At 71.2% G+C, this 17143-nt stretch carries 16 protein-coding genes and 2 pseudogenes; 6 read left to right on the plus strand and 12 right to left on the minus strand.

The features are described from left to right. Positions 1 to 199: 199 nt before the first annotated feature. Positions 200 to 805, minus strand: a pseudogene (locus ACZ67Q_RS33165) (hypothetical protein); the annotation flags it as partial. A gap of 1 nt (position 806) precedes the next feature. Between ACZ67Q_RS33165 and ACZ67Q_RS33170 the strand changes: the two are divergent. Continuing rightward, positions 807 to 1820, plus strand: a pseudogene (locus ACZ67Q_RS33170) (AI-2E family transporter); the annotation flags it as partial. Between the two features lie 31 nt (positions 1821 to 1851). Here ACZ67Q_RS33170 and ACZ67Q_RS33175 read toward each other — a convergent pair. After that, positions 1852 to 2661: a hypothetical protein gene (locus ACZ67Q_RS33175; RefSeq protein ID WP_471189772.1), complete on the minus strand. Its 810-nt coding sequence runs from the start codon at positions 2659 to 2661 to the stop codon at positions 1852 to 1854. Positions 2662 to 3115: 454 nt separating this feature from the next. Between ACZ67Q_RS33175 and recA the strand changes: the two genes are divergently transcribed. Continuing rightward, on the plus strand, positions 3116 to 4243 hold the full coding sequence (gene recA / locus ACZ67Q_RS33180) for a recombinase RecA (RefSeq protein WP_471189773.1): 1128 nt from the start codon (positions 3116 to 3118) through the stop codon (positions 4241 to 4243). A 2-nt stretch (positions 4244 to 4245) separates the two neighbouring features. Next, a complete protein-coding gene (gene recX / locus ACZ67Q_RS33185) occupies positions 4246 to 5043 on the plus strand; it encodes a recombination regulator RecX (RefSeq protein WP_471189775.1) in 798 nt (265 codons plus the stop codon). Between the two features lie 218 nt (positions 5044 to 5261). Here the strand turns inward: recX and ACZ67Q_RS33190 are convergent, their stop codons facing one another. From ACZ67Q_RS33190 to ACZ67Q_RS33225, 8 genes are all read right to left on the minus strand, one after another. Further along, a complete protein-coding gene (locus ACZ67Q_RS33190) occupies positions 5262 to 5666 on the minus strand; it encodes a rhodanese-like domain-containing protein (protein WP_471189954.1) in 405 nt (134 codons plus the stop codon). Then, a complete protein-coding gene (locus tag ACZ67Q_RS33195; protein ID WP_471189777.1) occupies positions 5657 to 6205 on the minus strand; it encodes a cupin domain-containing protein in 549 nt (182 codons plus the stop codon). The genes ACZ67Q_RS33190 and ACZ67Q_RS33195 overlap by 10 nt, the downstream gene beginning before the upstream one ends. A gap of 86 nt (positions 6206 to 6291) precedes the next feature. Then, complete coding sequence (locus tag ACZ67Q_RS33200; RefSeq protein ID WP_311314449.1) at positions 6292 to 6339, minus strand: hypothetical protein; 48 nt, start codon at positions 6337 to 6339, stop codon at positions 6292 to 6294. 207 nt (positions 6340 to 6546) lie between these two features. Further along, the gene (locus ACZ67Q_RS33205; protein ID WP_471189956.1) at positions 6547 to 8151 is read right to left on the minus strand and encodes an FAD-dependent monooxygenase; all 1605 of its coding nucleotides are present in this window, start codon (positions 8149 to 8151) and stop codon (positions 6547 to 6549) included. A 175-nt stretch (positions 8152 to 8326) separates the two neighbouring features. After that, a complete protein-coding gene (locus ACZ67Q_RS33210) occupies positions 8327 to 9235 on the minus strand; it encodes an amino acid ABC transporter permease (RefSeq protein WP_471189779.1) in 909 nt (302 codons plus the stop codon). After that, complete coding sequence (locus ACZ67Q_RS33215; RefSeq protein ID WP_471189781.1) at positions 9232 to 9900, minus strand: amino acid ABC transporter permease; 669 nt, start codon at positions 9898 to 9900, stop codon at positions 9232 to 9234. The genes ACZ67Q_RS33210 and ACZ67Q_RS33215 overlap by 4 nt, the downstream gene beginning before the upstream one ends. Positions 9901 to 10017: 117 nt before the next feature. Then, positions 10018 to 10860, minus strand: a complete 843-nt coding sequence (locus ACZ67Q_RS33220) for a glutamate ABC transporter substrate-binding protein (RefSeq protein WP_471189783.1) — start codon at positions 10858 to 10860, stop codon at positions 10018 to 10020. Between the two features lie 65 nt (positions 10861 to 10925). Then, positions 10926 to 11702, minus strand: a complete 777-nt coding sequence (locus ACZ67Q_RS33225; RefSeq protein ID WP_471189785.1) for an amino acid ABC transporter ATP-binding protein — start codon at positions 11700 to 11702, stop codon at positions 10926 to 10928. 296 nt (positions 11703 to 11998) lie between these two features. On the opposite strand from ACZ67Q_RS33225, the gene ACZ67Q_RS33230 reads away from it, so the two are divergent. Further along, positions 11999 to 12688, plus strand: a complete 690-nt coding sequence (locus ACZ67Q_RS33230) for a response regulator transcription factor (protein WP_471189787.1) — start codon at positions 11999 to 12001, stop codon at positions 12686 to 12688. A gap of 10 nt (positions 12689 to 12698) precedes the next feature. After that, entirely contained in the window at positions 12699 to 14129 is a 1431-nt protein-coding gene (locus ACZ67Q_RS33235; protein WP_471189789.1) for a sensor histidine kinase, read from the plus strand. Between the two features lie 63 nt (positions 14130 to 14192). Here the strand turns inward: ACZ67Q_RS33235 and ACZ67Q_RS33240 are convergent, their stop codons facing one another. Beyond that, positions 14193 to 15191, minus strand: coding sequence for a TAXI family TRAP transporter solute-binding subunit (locus ACZ67Q_RS33240; RefSeq protein ID WP_471189791.1), 999 nt, complete (start codon positions 15189 to 15191; stop codon positions 14193 to 14195). Between the two features lie 100 nt (positions 15192 to 15291). Between ACZ67Q_RS33240 and ACZ67Q_RS33245 the strand changes: the two genes are divergently transcribed. Then, complete coding sequence (locus ACZ67Q_RS33245; protein ID WP_471189793.1) at positions 15292 to 15705, plus strand: pyrophosphohydrolase domain-containing protein; 414 nt, start codon at positions 15292 to 15294, stop codon at positions 15703 to 15705. A 111-nt stretch (positions 15706 to 15816) separates the two neighbouring features. On the opposite strand, the gene ACZ67Q_RS33250 is transcribed toward ACZ67Q_RS33245, so the two are convergent. Continuing rightward, complete coding sequence (locus tag ACZ67Q_RS33250; RefSeq protein ID WP_471189795.1) at positions 15817 to 17136, minus strand: cation:proton antiporter domain-containing protein; 1320 nt, start codon at positions 17134 to 17136, stop codon at positions 15817 to 15819. Positions 17137 to 17143: the final 7 nt, after the last annotated feature.

A 17143-nucleotide genomic window follows, 5' to 3' on the forward strand; every position in this document is an offset into this window, starting at 1 on the left:
GCAGTTGGGGGGCGGGGGTGTGGCGGGTTCCAGGCAGTGGGGTGCGGGGCGGTGGCGGTTCGGGCCGGGTGGGGTACTGCCCCAGGTGGGGCTCTGGCGGGGGGCGGGGCGCTTGGCTCGGGTGAGGCGGACGGCGGGACGGTGCGGGCTGCCCCGTCCCGCTGTCCACGCCCGCCGTCCGCGCCGCCGGAGGCGCCCCTCACTCGATGGCGCGGCCGTACGCCCTGAGCGTGCGCAGTGCCTCGATGGTCACCATGGGCCGTGCCTCCAGCACCGTGCCCGGTGCCCACTGGCGCCACCTGACCGGCCAGCCGCCGTCCTCCCGCTGCTCGCTCGCGAGATGGTCCAGGGAGCGGGCCATCTCGTCATCGGTGAACCACACGCGCGCGAGCGAGTCCGGTGTGCGCGCGAAGTCGTGCGGGAAATGGTGCTCGCCCGGGGCGTAACCCGGCGCGACCGGGTAGGCGCCGAGGTCGCCCGGGTCCAGCGCGGCGAGTCGCTGCTCGCGCACCAGCCGGCCCAGACGGTCGGCCGCGGCATGGGCGCGTGCCTGGTCGGGCGCGGAGTCCAGGAAGGCCACGGCGGCCTCGATCTCGTACGGATGGGACTTCTCCAGCGACTCGATGCGCTGCCAGCAGAAGTCGGTGGCCCGGAAGAGCCAGGCGTGCCACACCTCGTTGCGGTGCAACAGCCCCACCACGGGCCCGGTGGCGAGCAGGTCGCTCGGCGGGTCGTCCACGATCGGGAGGAACGGCGCCGCCGGGTAGTCCCGCTGGCTGGGGTGGATGGCCGGCAGCGCGCCCTCCCTGGCCCTGGCCATCGAACCCGCGGTGAGCTGGATGTCCTCCCGCGGCCTGCGCCGCGGCTTCGCCACGTTCCTGGTCTTCCTCGGGCTGCTGATCGTCTCCGCCGGGTTCGTCACCCTGCTCGGCTCGATGCTGGCCGGCCAGATCATCAAGATGATCGAGCACTTCCCCGACTACCTCGACTCGCTCATCCACTGGATCAACAGCACCTTCCACACCGACCTCAAGCGGCTTGACATCCAGCAGGGGCTGCTCCGCTCCGACTGGCTGAAGAAGTACGTGCAGAACAGCGCGGCCGGCGTCCTGGACGTGTCCACACAGGTCCTCGGCGGCCTCTTCCAGCTGCTGACGATCGGCCTGTTCTCCTTCTACTTCGCCGCCGACGGACCCCGGCTGCGCCGTGGCATATGCTCGGTGCTGCCGCCCGCCCGGCAGGCCGAGGTGCTGCGCGCGTGGGAGATCGCCGTCGACAAGACCGGCGGTTACCTGTACTCACGCGGGCTGATGGCGCTGATCTCGGCCGTCGCGCACTACGTCATGCTGCAGGCCCTCGGCATCCCCTACGCGCCCGTGCTGGGCATGTGGGTCGGCGTGGTCTCACAGTTCATCCCCACCATCGGCACCTATCTCGCCGGTGCGCTGCCCATGCTGATCGCCTTCACCGTCAACCCGCTGTACGTGGTGTGGGTGCTGGTCTTCGTCGTGGTCTACCAGCAGTTCGAGAACTACATGCTGCAGCCGAAGCTGACCTCGAAGACGGTGGACATCCATCCCGCGGTCGCCTTCGGCTCGGTCATCGCCGGCACCGCTCTGCTCGGCGCGGTCGGTGCGCTCATCGCCATCCCCGCGGTCGCCACGCTGCAGGCTTTCCTGGGTGCCTATGTGAAGCGGTACGCCGTCACGGACGACCCGCGCGTGCACGGCCACCGCGGCCGCGGCACGGGCGCCCTCACCCGGGCCCGGGGCCTGTGGGCGCGGACCCGGACGCGCGACGAGGACGACGCCGGTACCTGAGAGCTGGTTCGAGAGGGCCGGCAGCTGAGGTCTACGTGAGGAGCGCCCACACGCCCGCTCCGGCCACCGCGGCCGCGTAGCCCCATACCGCCGCGGCCACGATCCGCCTGCGCACCGCGGCGTCCCACGGTGTGCGCGCCAGCAACCAGGCCAGCGCGGGCAGTACCAGGACGGCGTGCAGGCTCACCCCGTGCAGCGGCTTGAGCGGAGCCGTCGAGTGATATGCCGCCTCCTGGTGGCCGGTCCGGGTGAGTACGACGCCGCGCGCGATCATCGCCGCGCCCGAGGCGAGTCCCACCAGCAGGATCGCGAAGCCGGAGCGCACGGCGAGCGGCATGCCTGCCGGACCGGACGGCCGCCGCCGGAAGGACGTGACCGCGAAGACGGTCAGCAGCACGACCAGCACACCGCCGCCCACCGCGAGCGTCATCGAGACCGCGGTGTCGAAGGGCGTCTCCATGTCCAGGTGGGAGGGAACCCGCCGCCACGCCTGCAGCGTGATGCCGCCGACCTCCACCAAGCAGTCCACGGCGAACACGGTGAGCAGCGCGGAGCGCAGCCGCGCACCCACGCCGACGTACGAGGTGACCCAGGCGACCGCAAGCAGCGTCACGCCGAACGACAGCCCGAAGGTCACCGGCTTGCGCCAGGAGACCGGCCCGTACCAGGGACCGCCGTCGACGGCGAAGACCAGCAGATGCGCCAGCCCCGAGACGATGAGAACGGCCCCGGTGACCAGACAGAGACGGTCGACGCGGCGCAGCGGGGCAACGGCGCGAGGCGCGGGCAGGGGTGCGCCGCGGTGGGTGGTGTCCTGTCCCTGCGCCGGCCTGTTGTCCATGAGAGCGAGTTTCCCGGCCGCGGCGCGGGCCGTCGTCGTACCGCCGGAGGCATCTCGTGTACGCCGCGGGGAGCAGCTGGGCAGCGCTCTGGGCCGGAACCCTCCGGCCGGCGGGGCCCGATCCGGCGGCGCCACGGCGACCCTGGTCCGGTGGGTGGCGGCGACCCCGGTCCGGGGTGGCGGCGACCCCGGTCCGGCGGGTCGCGGCGATCCAGATCGGCGCGGAGGCGCGGGCGTACGCTCGGAGGTGCCGCGTGGCGCGCTTGACACCAAAATCGAACATCCATTCATATGGAGGCTCCGGCGAGGCTCAACGGAGGGGATTTCGCCCCGGTTCGGGCGGTTGTGTCCCAGGGTTATCCACAGGCCGACCCGGCGTCGGGGCGCGTTGTCAGTGGCAGGCGTTAGCGTCTTTGACGTGAAGCGATCGACTCAAGCAAACCGGGTGGAACCCATGGCAGGAACCGACCGCGAGAAGGCGCTCGACGCCGCGCTCGCACAGATTGAACGGCAATTCGGCAAGGGCGCGGTGATGCGCCTGGGCGAGCGGCCGAATGAGCCCATCGAGGTCATCCCCACCGGGTCGACCGCACTCGACGTCGCCCTCGGTGTCGGCGGCCTGCCTCGCGGCCGTGTGGTGGAGGTCTATGGCCCGGAGTCCTCCGGTAAGACGACCCTGACCCTGCACGCGGTGGCCAACGCGCAGAAGGCCGGCGGCCAGGTCGCCTTCGTGGACGCGGAGCACGCCCTCGACCCCGAGTACGCGAAGAAGCTCGGTGTCGACATCGACAACCTGATCCTCTCCCAGCCGGACAACGGCGAGCAGGCGCTGGAGATCGTGGACATGCTCGTCCGCTCCGGCGCGCTCGACCTCATCGTCATCGACTCCGTCGCCGCGCTCGTGCCGCGCGCGGAGATCGAGGGCGAGATGGGCGACAGCCACGTCGGTCTGCAGGCCCGTCTGATGAGCCAGGCGCTGCGGAAGATCACCAGCGCGCTCAACCAGTCCAAGACCACGGCGATCTTCATCAACCAGCTCCGCGAGAAGATCGGCGTGATGTTCGGCTCCCCGGAGACCACGACCGGTGGCCGCGCGCTGAAGTTCTACGCCTCGGTGCGTATCGACATCCGCCGCATCGAGACCCTGAAGGACGGCACGGAGGCGGTCGGTAACCGCACCCGCTGCAAGGTCGTCAAGAACAAGGTGGCGCCGCCCTTCAAGCAGGCCGAGTTCGACATCCTCTATGGCCAGGGCATCAGCCGCGAGGGCGGTCTGATCGACATGGGCGTGGAGCACGGCTTCGTGCGCAAGGCCGGCGCCTGGTACACGTACGAGGGCGACCAGCTCGGCCAGGGCAAGGAGAACGCGCGCAACTTCCTGAAGGACAACCCCGACCTGGCCAACGAGATCGAGAAGAAGATCAAGGAGAAGCTGGGCGTCGGTGTGCGTGCCGAGGAGCCCGCCGCCGAGCCGGGTGCCGACGCCGTGGTCTCCGCCGGTGCCGACGACGCGGCCAAGGCGGCACCCGCCCTGGCCGCGGCCAAGGCCACCAAGACCAAGGCCGCCGCAGCCAAGAGCTGACCGTGACACGACGAACCGACTGGGCCGAGTACGCCCACCTCGACGCCCCCGCGGAGCGGGCCGAGAGGCAGGGCGTGGCCCCGGCCCGGACCACGGACGGCACCGAGTACGACGACGCCGCCGGGTACGGCAGCGGGGAACCGCGTCGCGCGGGCGGTGCACGGGACGGCGCGCGTTCCGGGGGGACGCGTGGCGGCCGTGGGCGTCGGCGGCGCGGCTTCGGGGAGCAGCCCGGGGAGCCGTCCGCCGAGGATGGGGGCGCCTCTTCCTTGTCGAGGGCCGAGGAGGGGGAGCCTCCCGGGGACCCGGTCGAGCGGGCACGGGCGATCTGCCTGCGCCTGCTCACCGGGACCCCGCGCACTCGCAAACAGCTCGCGGACGCCCTGCGCAAGCGGGACATCCCGGACGAGGTGGCCGAGGAGGTGCTGTCACGGTTCGAGGAGGTCGGGCTGATCAACGACAGCGCCTTCGCGGACGCCTGGGTGGAGTCCCGGCACCACGGCCGGGGCCTGGCCCGGCGGGCTCTCGCCAGGGAGCTGCGCACCAAAGGCGTCGACTCGGCGCTGATCGACGAGGCCGTGGCGCAGCTGGACAGCGAGCAGGAGGAGGCGACCGCGCGTGACCTCGTCGCCCGCAAGCTGCGTGCCACCCGCGGTCTCGACCGCGACAAGCGCCTTCGCCGCCTCGCAGGCATGCTCGCCCGCAAGGGTTACCCGGAGGGCATGGCCCTGCGCGTGGTCCGACAGGCGCTCCAGGAGGAGGGCGAGGAGACGGACTTCCTCGACGAGGGAGGACTTTGACGGACGAGGGAGGACTTTGACGGACGAGGGAGGACTCTGACGTCGTCCCGCGTCCCTGACGTCCTCAGGCGCCGGCTCCCGACCTGTCACGCGCAGGTCTCTGACGGTGTCGCGCGCCGGCCTCCGGCGAGGTGCCTGCTCCGGCGTGTGGCGTACGCCGGTCTGCGACGGTGTCACGGTGCCGGACCCCGTATGGGCCCGGCACCTTCATGCCGCTCCTACCGTTCCTGTGTTGCCACCGGCAGCCCCGCTGCTCGCCAGGCCTGGAAGCCGCCGACCAGATCGGTTGCCCGGCGCAGGCCCAGCTGGTGCAGGGAAGCCGCCGCCAAGCTGGAGGCGTAGCCCTCGTTGCAGATCACCACGATCCGCAGATCGTGACTCGTGGCCTCGGGGAGACGGTGGCTGCCCTGGGGGTCGAGGCGCCACTCCAGCTCGTTGCGCTCGACGACCACCGCGCCCGGGATCAGGCCGTCCCGCTCGCGCAGGGCCGCGTACCGGATGTCGACCAGCAGCGCCTCGCCGGCTCCGGCGGCCTCGTACGCCTCGCGGGCCTCCACGCGCGTGTAGCCGGCCCGGACCCGCTCCAGCAGCGTGTCGATGCTCACCGCGGCGCTCACTGCCAGTCCTCCGGGCGCTCGACCTGCTCCAGGCGCAGCACCTGGCCGGTCCGGCTGAAGCGGCGCATGAGGGGCAGCGGCGGGTAGTAGGCGTGCACGGAGACGGCGTGCTCGGCCGTGGACTGGTTGAGTACCTCGTGGACGTGGTGCCGGCCGAAGGAGCGGCCGCGGCCGGCGGGCAGCTGCCGGGTCCGGTCCACCCCGTCGGTCAGTTCCAGGGTCTTCCAGCCGTCGGCGGGCAGTCGCGCCGCCAGCGCGTTCTCCCGCAGCTCACCCCGCGCGGTGAGGAAGGCACCGATGGATTCGGCGTGGTCGTGCCAACCCGTACCGGTGCCGGGCGGCCAGCCGATCAGCCAGGCCTCGCTGCCACCGGGCCCCTCGAGACGCACCCAGGTGCGGCCCTCCGGGTCGAGCGGGAGCGAGTCGATCAGCGCGGTGTCGGCGGCCGTACGCCGGACGAATTCCAGAAGATCCGCCTGAGTGGGCACGGAGGCGGCGGCTGAGACGTTGTTCAGGGCAGAGGGGAGCGAGGGGGAGACAGACACGGGCACCGTCCTGTTGAGCGTTCGCGTCGGCAGCGCGCGACGGCACGACGGGCCCGGCGCGCGGCAGAAAAAGGGGGGATGCGAATTCAGCAGGACGGACGACACACGCAGCCCGCGTACCGGAGCAGGTCCATATGGACCCTCCGCCACAGGCGCACATCGGTGTCGGTCACGCTCCGGAGTACACCACGACGGTCCGGGACGGTCAACTCACCGTCACTATGCGGACGCACAGTGACGGCGAGCGGTGTCCGTTCGTGGCCGGTGAGCGGTCCGCGACGACGACCCCACGAGCGGTCCGCGACGACGACCCATCAGCGGTCCGTGACGGCGAACCGGTGTCACTTCGCGGCGGTGCCGGCCGTCGCCTCGGTTCGTGCCGGCCCACCCAGGGTCGCCTCGGCGGCGGCGTAGAGGTCGGCGGGGCGTACTCCGCTCAGCGCGGTGACGAGATGGCCGTCGGGGCGCACCAGCAGCACCGTGTGGGCGGCGGCACCCGGGTACTCCTCGGCGACCAGCAGCTCCGCCGGATGCGGCAGGGCGGTCACCGCGGCGGCCAGCCGCGGCATGATCCCGGCCGTGACCCAGTGCTTACGCTCCCACACGCCGGTGCCGGGCGCGATCAGGACGACGAGCAGCGCCCCCCGGCCGAGCCGGTCACGCAGCGGGACGAAGGAGCCGTCCTCCGCCGTGACCAGCACGTCGGCGACCTGTGCGCCGGGCGCGGTGGCGACGGGGACCTCCGCCTCCAGGTGCGGGGGTGCGAGCGGGGAGTCGGCGTAGTCGGCCGCCTCACCGAGCGGGCCGCGGCCCAGGTGGCCCTCGGTGAGCAGCGCGTCGTGCCCGCGGGTCGAGCCGGGGACGTACGACCGCAGTCCGCCGCCGCCCCGCAGCAGCGGCAGGACCTGGTCGGCGGCGCGCAGTCGTGCGGCGACGGCGGCGCGGCGCTCGGTCTGGTAGCTGTCGAGGAGAGTCTCGCGCGGTCCGTGGTGCCAGGCCAGCGCCAGCTTCCAGGCGAGGTTGTCGGCGTCGCGCAGGCCCTCGTCCAGGCCCTGGGTGCCGAGGGCGCCCAGCAGGTGGGCGGAGTCCCCGGCGAGGAAGACCCGCCCGGAGCGCCAGCGGCGGGCGAGGCGGTGATGGACGGTGTGCACCCCGGTGTCGAGCAGGTCGTACGGCGGTGTGGTGCCGGCGTGCCAGCCGGCCAGGGTCTCTCGGATGCGGGCGATGAGCATCTCCGGCGTGACCAGGTCCTTGCCGGGCGGCAGCAGCCAGTCCAGCCGCCATACGCCGTCCGGCAGCGGACGGGCGGTGATCTCGCCGGCGGTCGGGCCGGAGGTGCGCCACGGAGGCAGGCGGTGCAGTACGGCCTCGCCGGGCCAGGGGAGTTCGGTGCGCAGCGCGGCGACGGCGTACCGTTCCACCGCCGTACGGCCCGGGAAGCGGATGTCCGCGAGCTTGCGCACGGTCGAGCGGGGGCCGTCGCAGCCGACGAGGAAACTGCCGCGCCACCAGGTGCCGTTCGGGCCGCGGGTGTGCGCGGTGACGCCGGAGGGCTCCTGCTCGACGCTGTCCAGGCGGCTGTCCGTGGCGATCTCGACGAGGCGTTCACCGGCGAGGGCGTCGCGCAGGGCGCCGGTCAGGAGGTGCTGGGCGATGTGCACGGGTGCGGGTTCGGTGTCGTCGGCGAAGGCGATCTCGCACATCACCTGCTTGCGCCGCATCGACCGCCATCCGGCCCAACGCAGACCGGCCTTGTCCAGCGGCACCCCGGTGAGCCGTTCCAGCAGGGCGGTGGTGTCCTCGCGCAGGACGACCGTGCGGGCGAGCCGGGGTTCGTCCTTGCCGGGGCCCTCGTCCAGTACGACCGACGGCACCTCCTGACGCGCCAGCGCCAGTGCGAGCGTGAGCCCCACGGGCCCCGCTCCGACGATGATCACCGGGTCCACGGCGCGGCGCCCCCTGCTCGCAGCGGTGTCCTCGGCGACGTATGTGAACAACAGGTTGGAGCAGGGTGCACGATCACAGAACGTATGCAACCCATTGCCGCTGCTTGCGTCAAGTGACGGAGGCAGTGGCGATCATGCCACTGCCTCCGTGCGGGTCAAGCTGCTTGACGAGGGATCAGATGCTGCCGCCGGCCCCGGCCCCGTAGGTGCCGCCGGTCGCCGCCGGGTTCAGCTCCTCCATGTCCTCCGCGCCGAGGACCGCGCCCGTGCTGCGCTTGCTGCGCCGCAGGTAGCCCTCCAGCCAGCTCGCGAAGGAGGTCAGGATGAAGTTGAGCACGATGTAGATGGCCGCCACGACGATGAAGCTGGGGATGACGTTGGCGAAGTTGGCCGCGAGGGTGCTCCGGGAGTTCAGCAGCTCGTTGTAGCCGATCATCACGCCGCCCAGTGCGGTGTCCTTCACGATGACGACCAGCTGGCTGACGATCGCCGGCAGCATGGCCGTGACCGCCTGCGGCAGCAGGATGCTCGTCATCGTCTGGGTCTTGCGCAGACCGATGGCGTAGGCCGCCTCGCTCTGGCCCCTGGGCAGGGACAGGATGCCCGCCCGGACCACCTCCGCGAGGACGGAGGCGTTGTAGAGCACCAGGCCGGTGACGACCGCGTAGAAGGGCCGGTCCTCGCTGGTGACGTTCGTGTAGCGGGAGTAGAGCTCGTTGGCGAAGAGCATCAGCAGCAGCACCGGGATGGACCGGAAGAACTCCACCACCACGGCGGACGGCCCCCGCACCCAGCGGTGGTCGGACAGGCGTGAGATGCCGAAGAACGCACCCAGCGGCAGGGCGATGACCATCGCGAGCGCGGCCGCCTTGAGGGTGTTGCCCAGGCCCGGGATCAGGTAGGTCGTCCACGTGTCGCCCTGGACGAACGGCTTCCACATGGCGCTCGTGAGCTGGTTCTTGTCGTCCATCGTCTGCCAGACCCACCAGAGCAGCAGGGCGAGGAGGACGAAGAAGACGACCGAGAGCAGGACGTTGCGCCGCTTGGCACGGGGGCCGGGCGTGTCATAGAGGACGGAACTCATCGCTTCACCGCCAGTCGCTTGCCGAGCCAGCCGAGGATGAGGCCCGTGGGAAGAGTCAGGACCACGAACCCGAAGGCGAAGACCGCGCCGATGGCGAGCGTCTGGGCTTCGTTCTCGATCATCGACTTCATCAAGGAGGCGGCCTCGGCCACACCGATGGCGGCGGCAACCGTGGTGTTCTTGGTCAGGGCGATCAGCACGTTGGCCAGCGGGCCGATGACCGCCCGGAAGGCCTGGGGGAGCACGATCAGCCGCAGCGTCTGGCTGAAGTTCAGGCCGATGGCGCGCGCGGCCTCGGCCTGACCGAGGGGCACCGTGTTGATGCCGGAACGGATCGCCTCGCAGACGAAGGCCGCGGTGTAGGCGACCAGACCGAGGATGGCGAGCCGGAAGCCCTGGAGCTTGAAGTCGTCCGAGGCACCCAGGGTCACCCCGAAGATGTCGGCGAGGCCGAGCGAGGAGAACACGATGATCACCGTCAGCGGGATGTTCCGGACGATGTTCACGTAGGCGGTGCCGAAGCCGCGCATCAGCGGGACCGGGCTGACCCGCATCGCGGCCAGCAGGGTGCCCCAGATCAGGGAGCCCACGGCGGAGAAGACGGTGAGTTTCACCGTCATCCAGAACGCCCCTAGGACGTCGTAGCCTTCAAGAAAGTCGAACACGATCTCCCGCGCTTCCGGGTGGGTGACGTACGTGGAGGGCGGGGCGCGCCGCCGCCGGCAGGGCGACGGGCGGCGGCGCGCACCGGGGGGACCCCGAGCTGACTGCGGTGGGCCGCGTTACTGGACGATCTGACCGATCTTCGGAGCCGGCTCGTTCTTGTAGTCGGCCGGGCCGAAGTTCTTCTTCACGGCAGCCTCCCAGGCGCCGCTGCTCTCCATCTTCTCGATCGCCTTGTTGATCTTGTCGACCAGCTGGGTGTCGCCCTTCTTCACACCGACGCCGTAGTTCTCGTTGCTCAGCTTCAGACCCGCGAGCTTGAACTGGCCCTTGTACTTGTCCTGCGAGGCGAAGCCCGCGAGGATCGAGTCGTCGGTGGTCACCGCGTCCACGGCGCCGCTCTGCAGGCCGGCGATGCACTCGGAGTAGCCGCTGTACTCCTTCAGCTGCGCCTTCGGGGCGATCTTCTGCTGGACGTTCTGCGCCGAGGTGGAGCCGGTCACGGAGCACAGCTTCTTGCCGTTGAGGTCCGTGCCCTTGCTGATGTCCGAGTCCTTCTTGATCAGCAGGTCCTGGTGGGCCAGCAGGTACGGACCGGCGAAGTCGACCTTCTGCTGCCGCTTCGGGGTGATGGAGTACGTGGCCACGATGAACTTCACGTCACCGCGCGAGAGGGCGTTCTCGCGGTCGGCGCTCTTGGTCTCGACGAACTCGATCTGGTCCGGCTTGTAGCCGAGCTGGCCCGCGATGTACGTGGCCACGTCCACGTCGAAGCCGGAGAACTTGCCGTTCGGTTCCTTCAGGCCGAGACCCGGCTGGTCGTACTTGATACCGATCTTGACCTTGTTGCCGCCACCACCGGAGGACGACGAGTTGTCCTTGTTGCCACCGCCACACGCCGTGGCGGACAGGGCGATGCTGAGGACGACGGCCGAGGCGGCGGTGACCTTGCGGAGCTTCATGGTGGACATCCTTTGCGTGAGGAAAGAAGCGGGGCGCTGGGAGGCGCGACGGGCGCGCGGCCGGTTCAGTGGTGCAGGATCTTCGACAGGAAGTCCTTGGCCCGGTCACTGCGCGGGTTGCTGAAGAACTGGTCGGGCGCAGCCTGTTCGACGATCCGGCCGTCCGCCATGAACACCACGCGGTTTGCAGCCGAACGTGCGAACCCCATCTCGTGGGTGACGACGACCATCGTCATGCCCTCGCGGGCGAGCTGCTGCATGACCTCCAGCACCTCGTTGATCATCTCCGGGTCGAGCGCCGAGGTCGGCTCGTCGAAGAGCATCACCTTCGGGTCCATGGCCAGGGCGCGCGCGATCGCGACGCGCTGCTGCTGACCGCCGGAGAGCTGAGCGGGGTACTTGTCGGCCTGGGTGCCCACGCCGACGCGGTCGAGCAGGGCGCGGGCCTTCTCCTCGGCCTGCTTCTTGTCGGCCTTGCGCACCTTGGTCTGGCCCAGCATCACGTTCTCGAGCACGGTCTTGTGCGCGAAGAGGTTGAAGGACTGGAAGACCATGCCGACGTCGGCGCGCAGCCGGGCGAGGGACTTGCCCTCGGCGGGCAGCGGCTTGCCGTCGATGGTGATCGAGCCGGAGTCGATGGTCTCCAGCCGGTTGATGGTGCGGCACAGGGTGGACTTACCGGACCCGGAGGGTCCGATGACGACGACGACCTCACCGCGCGCAATCGTCAGATCGATGTCCTGGAGCACGTGCAACGCGCCGAAGTGCTTGTTGACGCTCTTCAGGACGACGAGGTCGCCGCTGGGGGCCACGTCTTGCTTGGCCACCGATACTTCGGTCATCGCTCTCAGGCTCCGTCCTCCTCGGTTTCGGAGGAATGTAGTAACCAGCCTCGACCAGCGTCATTACATCTGAGGGGAATCTGAGCATCACGATCCGATAGCAATCGGACACATGTCGTAGCACTTGTGACCTGGGGGCGACCTGGGCACGTATCGGCCGGATAACTAAAGCCCCGACCAACCGGAACCCTCTTGACGCCGTCCTCGTCCATCAGCGTGACTGCCTTGGTGCACGCGCGCGTGCACGCGTTGTTACTCAGACAAACCGTACGCCCGATGAATCGGAGGAGGCCGGGATGAGACTGCTGCTCGTCGAGGACGACAACCATGTCGCCGCCGCACTGTCCGCGGTCCTGGCCCGGCACGGTTTCGACGTCACGCACGCGCGCAACGGCGAGGAGGCGTTGCAGGCGCTCGTCCCGGAGGGCCCCGGCTTCGGTGTCGTCCTGCTCGACCTGGGCCTGCCCGACCAGGACGGCTACGAGGTCTGCAGCAAGATCCGCAAGCGCACCGCCACCCCGGTGATCATGGTCACCGCCCGCTCCGACGTGCGCTCGCGTATCCACGGTCTCAACCTCGGCGCCGACGACTACGTGGTCAAGCCGTACGACACCGGGGAACTCCTCGCCCGCATCCACGCCGTCAGCCGGCGGCGCCCCGCCACCGAGGAGAACACCGACGACATCCGGACCGCCGTCCACCTCGGCCCGGTGCGCATCGAGCTGCCCACCCGTCAGGTCACCGTCGACGGCAGCGTCGTCCAGCTGACCCGCAAGGAGTTCGACCTGCTCGCGCTGCTCGCGCAGCGGCCCGGCGTGGTCTTCCGCCGTGAGCAGATCATCAGCGAGGTGTGGCGCACCAGCTGGGAGGGAACGGGCCGGACCCTGGAGGTGCACGTCGCCTCCCTGCGAGCCAAGCTGCGCATGCCGGCCCTGATCGAGACCGTACGCGGCGTCGGCTACCGCCTCGTCGCCCCGGCCGCCTAGCGGGGACCGCTTGCGCACACGACTGCTGCCGCTGCTCATCGTCCTGATGGCGGCCGTCCTGCTCGCCCTCGGCATCCCGCTGGCCGTCAGCGTGGCCGCCGGTCAGCAGCAGAAGGTGGTCGTCGACCGGATCGACGACACCGCGCGCTTCGCGGCCCTCGCGCAGTACGTCGACACCGCCGCCACCATCGACCGCAACCCCGGCGACGAACGGCTGGAGACCCTCAGCCACGAACTTGCCAGCTACTACGAGGTGTACGGCATCCGCGCCGGCGTCTTCTACCGCACCGACACGCCCATGGCGCACGCCCCCGCCGGGTTCTTCCTCCCCCGTACGGGTGAGGTGCGGGCCGCCTTCGAGGAGGCGCTGCTCAGCCGGCGCAGCCACGACCCGCAGCAGGTCTGGCCCTGGCAGCGCGGCCGGCTCGTCGTCGCCTCACCGGTGATCCGGGACGGGGACGTCGTCGCCGTCGTCGTCACCGACTCGCCGACTGGGGAGATGCGCTCGCGGATCCTGCGCGGCTGGCTGATCATCGGCGCCGGCCTGGTCGCCGCGATGCTGCTCGCCGTCGGCGCCGCGCTCCGGCTGACCGGCTGGGTCCTGCGGCCCGTACGCGTGCTGGACGCCACCACCCACGACATCGCCACCGGCCGCCTGAAATCCCGGGTGGCGGCGGCCGGCGGGCCGCCGGAACTCAGGCGGCTGGCCAAGTCGTTCAACGAGATGGCGGATCACGTCGAGGACGTGCTGGAGCAGCAGCGCGCCTTCGTCGCGGACGCCTCGCACCAGCTGCGCAACCCCCTCGCGGCGCTGCTGCTGCGCATCGAACTGCTGAAATTCGAACTCCCGGAGGGCAATACGGAGATCGCCTCGGTCCAGGCCGAGGGCAAGCGGCTGGCGCAGGTCCTGGACGACCTGCTCGACCTGGCGCTCGCCGAGCACGCCGAGGCGGACATGACGACCACCGACATCGGGGCGCTCGCCGCCGAGCGCGTCGCGGCCTGGGCGCCCGTCGCCGAGGCCAAGGGCGTACGCCTGGCCGGGGACTGCCCGCCCACGACCGGCTGGGCCGACCCCGTGACCCTGTCGTCGGCGCTGGACGCGGTGATCGACAACGCGGTGAAGTTCACGCCCGCCGGAGAGCGCGTCGAGGTGGCGGTCGCGGCGGCCGGCGACACCGTGACCGTCGTCGTCACCGACAACGGCCCCGGCCTCACCGACGAGGAACTGACCCGCGTCGGCGACCGCTTCTGGCGCAGCGGCCGGCACCAGAACATCAAGGGCTCCGGCCTCGGCCTGTCCATCACCCGCGCGCTGCTCGCGGCGGGCGGCGGCTCCATCTCCTACGGCCACCACGAGCCGCACGGCCTGGCGGTGACCGTGACCGTGCCCCGGCACGCGCCGCAACCGACGTCCACGCAGGGCGGCGCGCCGGCCTGAGCGAGGGGCGTTCCGCTCGGGGAGGGCGCTGCGGTCGGTGGGGCGGGGTTGCGGTAGGTGGGGCTACGGCTTCATCGAGCGGTAGTACCGCCGTGCGCCCTCGTGGAGTTGCAGCGGGTCCGTGTAGATCGCCGTGCGCAGGTCCACGAGCTGTGCGGAGTGCACATGCGCGCCGATGCCGTCGCGGCTCTTGATGACCGTGCGGGTGACCCACTCGGTCAGCCGTGGATCGATGTCCGCGCGCGTGATCAGCAGATTGGACACCGCCATCGTCGGGACGGCCGCGCCGTTCTGCACGGTGGGGTAGGCCGACTCCGGCATGTTGGTGGCGCGGTAGTAGCGCGAGGCGTCGCCCTCCCGGTGCAGCCGCGCGACGAGGTCCGGCCCGATCGGCACGAACCGGATCGGGAAGGAACCGGCGAGCTGCCGTACGCCGTCGGTGGGCACACCGCCCGACCAGAAGAACGCGTCGATCGCGCCCTCCCGCAGCCGCTTCGGCGCACTGCCGATGCCGTCGGCCTCGGGCGCGATGTCCTTGTCCGCGTCGATGCCCGCCACCCGCAGCACCCGGTCGGCGATCAGCCGCACACCCGACTCCGGCGGCCCTATCGCGACCCGCTTGCCCCGCAGATCGGCGACCGAGTGGATGTCCGAGTCGCGGGCGACGACGAGCTGGACGTAGTCGTCGTAGAGGCGGGCGACGCCGCGCAGCCGGTCCGCGCCCTGGCCGCCGTTCACCGCGTACGTCTCCACCGCGTCGGCCGCGGCGATGGTGAAGTCGGCCTGGCCGCGCGCCACGCGCGTGACGTTCTCCTGCGAGCCGTCACTGGTCAGCAGCCGCACCTTCAGCTGTGGCATGTCCTTGGCGAGCGCCGTGCGCAGCCGCTTGCCGTAGTCCTGGTAGACCCCGCTCGGGGTGCCCGTGCTGATCGTGATCGATCCGCTCGGCGGCTCCTCGCCCAGCGGCAGCAGCCACCACAGCAGCAGGCCGAGCGCCACGACTCCGGCGGCCGCGCCCGTCAGGGCCCGGCGCCTGCCGATTCGGGGGAGGAGCTTGGGCATGGGCGCGATCCTGCCAGGCGCTGCACCGTGCTGACCAGGGGCGGCCGCCGGAGCAGCGGCCGGAGCGAGGCTGTCGGTGGCGCCCGTTACAGTCGGCCGTATGAGTTCCTCCCCCGCCGACCTGGTCCGTGAGTTCCACCTCGCCTTCGGGCTCGACGCCCGCAGCACGCCCACCGAGGTGTCCCCTGCGCTCGCCGCCCACCGTGGTGAGCTGCTCGCGGAGGAGGCCGCGGAGGTCGCCGAGGTGGCGGCCACCGGACCGCTCGACAAGCTCGCCCACGAGCTGGCCGACGTCGTCTACGTCGCGTACGGCACCGCCTTGGTGCACGGCATCGACCTCGACCAGGTGATCGCCGAGATCCACCGCGCCAACATGACCAAGCTCGGCCCCGACGGTCGGATCGCCCGCCGCGCCGACGGCAAGGTGCTCAAGGGCGAGAGCTACGAGGCACCGGATGTCGCGGGCGTGCTGCGCCGGCAGGGCTGGGAGCCGGAGGGTGAGAGCGCGGCCTGAGTCCCTGGTCACGCGCCTGAGCGGCGGGTCTCAGTCCCGGGGGACCGCCGTCCGCTCCCGCGGTCCGGCGTCCGCCGCCGGCTCGGCTGTCCGCGCCTGAGCGCGCGGGTCTCAGTCCCGGGGGACCGCCGTCCGCTCCCGCGGCCCGGCGTCCGCCGCCGGCTCGGCTGTCACGTCGGCCTCCGCCGTCGGCACGGTTTCCCCTTCGGCGTCCGCCGCCGCCGACTGGGCTGTCGCGCCCGACGGTGCCGCTTTCGCGGCGCGTGGAGTGGCGCGGCGCCGGGACCAGCGGGCCGCCAGCGGCTCCGTGTAGCGGGCGGTCAGCGGGCCGAGGACGACCAGGATCAGGACGTACGCCGTGGCCAGCGGGCCCAGCGACGGTTCGATGCCCGCCGTCACCGCGAGCCCGGCGATGACGATCGAGAACTCGCCGCGCGCCACCAGCGCACCCCCCGCACGCCATCGCCCCTTGATCGAGATCCCGGCGCGGCGGGCGGCCCAGTAGCCGGTGGCGATCTTCGTCAGCGCGGTGGCCGCGGCCAGCGCCAGCGCCGGCAGCAGCACCGGCGGGATGCTCGCCGGATCGGTGTGCAGGCCGAAGAAGACGAAGAACACCGCGGCGAACAGATCCCGCAACGGGCTCAGCAGCGCGTGCGCGCCCTCGGCCACCTCACCGGAGAGAGCGATGCCGACCAGGAACGCGCCCACCGCGGCGGACACCTGCAACTGCTGGGCCACACCGGCGACGAGAATCGTCAGACCCAGCACGACCAGCAGCAACTTCTCCGGGTCGTCGCTGGAGACGAAGCGTGAGATGAGACGGCCGTAGCGGACGGCGACGAACAGCACCACGCCCGCCACGCCGAGGGCGATCCCCAGCGTCACGCTGCCCGCCGCGAACCCCGCGCCCGCCACCAGCGCGGTGACGATCGGCAGGTAGACGGCCATGGCCAGGTCCTCCAGGACCAGCACGCTGAGGATCACCGGTGTCTCCCGGTTGCCGACCCGGCCCAGGTCGCCGAGCACCTTGGCGATGACCCCGGAGGAGGAGATCCAGGTGACGCCGGCGAGCACCACGGCCGCCACCGGTCCCCAGCCCAGCAGCAGCGCGGCGGCCGCGCCCGGCAGCGCGTTCAGCGCGCAGTCGACCAGACCCGCCGGATAGTGCGTCTGCAGGTTGGAGACCAGGTCGCTCGCCGTGTACTCCAGGCCCAGCATGAGCAGCAGCAGGATGACGCCGATCTCGGCCCCGGTGGCGACGAACTCCTCGCTCGCCCCCAGCGGCAGCAGGCCGCCCTCGCCGAACGCGAGCCCGGCCAGCAGGTACAGGGGGATCGGCGAGAAGCTGAAGCGGGCGGCCATCCGGCCGAGCAGGCCGAGGCAGAGGATGATCGAACCGAACTCGATGAGCAGAACCGCGGAGGAGTGCACCGGCAGC

It is taken from the genome of Streptomyces sp. NPDC036813, from assembly GCF_055609245.1.